The organism is Psychrobacter urativorans, from assembly GCF_904846695.1.
GTDB classification, from domain to species: Bacteria; Pseudomonadota; Gammaproteobacteria; order Pseudomonadales; family Moraxellaceae; genus Psychrobacter; species Psychrobacter urativorans.
In genome coordinates, this window is the sequence record NZ_CAJHBR010000051.1 from 1 (window position 1) to 2203 (window position 2203).

The 2203-nt window shown below is 32.6% G+C and carries 1 protein-coding gene; it reads left to right on the forward strand.

The window, feature by feature from the left end; all coding sequences use genetic code 11:
- Positions 1 to 249 precede the first annotated feature (249 nt).
- A complete protein-coding gene (locus JMY09_RS14260; RefSeq protein ID WP_227677385.1) occupies positions 250 to 1944 on the forward strand; it encodes a DUF262 domain-containing protein in 1695 nt (564 codons plus the stop codon).
- The last annotated feature ends 259 nt before the right edge of the window (positions 1945 to 2203 follow it).

Below are 2203 nucleotides of genomic sequence, written 5' to 3' on the forward strand. Positions count from 1 at the left end.
TCATACCCTCATCTAAGCTTTTCAGGACTTGTTTGCGATAATCTAGGGAGTAAGTCATGGTCATTTATAGTAATAATCGTTTAGTTGACTCATTCTATAACATTTTTGAAGTCAGGTGACTATAGTATATCTTTAATATAGTTGCTTACAGTGGTGATAAATCAATAACTAGAGTATATTTACAATGAAACCAACATTAATAGACTCTTATATTTTTACAATATAGAGTAGATAAGGACTTATAAAAGAATGGAAGCGTCAACTACGGTAAAGAAAATGTTAGCAGGTAATCATATCTTTGTTCCAGCTTATCAAAGAGCATACTCTTGGGATACAGAAATAGAAAAATCCAAGCCTTTTAAACAGGTTAATACTTTCTTATCTGATTTAGAAGACTATCAACGAAGTAATACAAAGTCGAAATACTATTTTGGACACTTCCTTTTTGAAGAAAAAACAGAAAGTGAATTTGGGGTAATTGATGGACAACAAAGACTGACAACTATAGTTATATTTTTATCTGCTTTATTTCAAAGAATAAAATCTCTTAGAGATTTAACTGAAGAAGAAATAATAATTAAAGAAGATATGATTATTAGGGGATCATCTACATATAGGTTTATAACCGTAGATTATGACAAACAGCTCTTTGTAGATTGCATTATAAATCAGGAAAAAACTAACAGTTATCTACTTGAAACTGAATCCGCTAAACGTATAGTCAAAGCTTCTGAATTCTTTACTTCTTATTTTTCTGATAAGGGTGAAACCCACTTATTAGAATTACTAAATATTATACAGCAAGCCTCATGTACAACTCACACAGTAAAAGATGAAGCTGAAGCAATCCAAATGTTTATCTTTCAAAATAACAGAGGAAAAAAACCTTCGAGCTTAGAGGTCATAAAAGCACAGTTTATGTTCAATATTCATTTATATGGTAACAGTGATAAAGATAGCTTGTTAGATGAAATTAAGAATAGGTTTGAGAAAATTTATAAATCAATTTCTTTGATTGAGAGTTATATTAAGGAGGACGATGTCTTAACATATACTTTACGTGTATATTTTAATTCACTTTGGGAAACCAACCCAATTGATAGAGTCAATAAAGAATTGTCAGAAAAGAACCCTCTTCAGTTTATAAGGCTTTTTACTCAATCACTTACTAGAAGCTTTCAAGCTATAACAAGATTTTTATCGATTGATGAAAAGAATAATATTGAAATTCATTCATTGGTTACTATTGGGCGTATTGGCATTATTATGCCGTTCATTATAAAGGCTTACAATTTCGGCTTACCTATAGAACATATCAACTCCCTGTGCAAAAGCTTCCAATCTATAGTATTACGTCATAGACTTATTGGTACTAGAGCAGACATTACTTCTCGACTAAGTAGCGTTTACCAAAATTTCACTTTAGAAAATATTAATGTTGAGCCTATTATTGAAAAAATAGAACACTTGAAGAATGTGGACTCTAGCAATTGGTGGTGGTCGTACTGGAACAATGAGCAATTATTAAACTCAATTCAAGGCAAAGTCAATCATTCCACTGCTAAATATATTCTCTGGAAATACGAGCACCACCTAAAAAGCCAAGGTAAGAAAGGATATCATGCCCAACGTTTTGACAGCATTCAACAACCTGAACTAGAGCACATTGCTCCCCAAACGGAAAACCCAGAAACAGGCTATGATAAATATGATGAAGAGTTTCTCACACGACATCTTGACTGCCTAGGCAACTACATACTTCTATCAATGAACCATAATCGCTCAATAGGAAACAAACCTTTTAAAGAAAAACGAGATAGTTATACCTACCTAGAACAACAGTTAGAAGTTCAAAAAATGACAGCTGACAATGAAACATGGACACGACAACTAATTCAAGAAAGGAAACAAAAAATCATTGATTTTATAATGTCAGAATTGTAATTTAAGCTTTAATTTAAAAGTGAATGCGGTATTTGGTAAAGTCAATTTTGAAGCTGACTATCGCAATCATATGGATTAAGGTGGTTAAAGGTTTTTATTGTTGAACATATTTGTTGGGGGTCGCAAGCTCCGCCCAACCTTGTATGATAAAACAGTCACTAGTAGCGTACACTAATAGTGACCCTGTCAGCATAGAGTTGTGCCCAACCTTAGGCTTAAAACCTGTAGTGTAGATAAAGCCTATGCTGGCAATCCATAA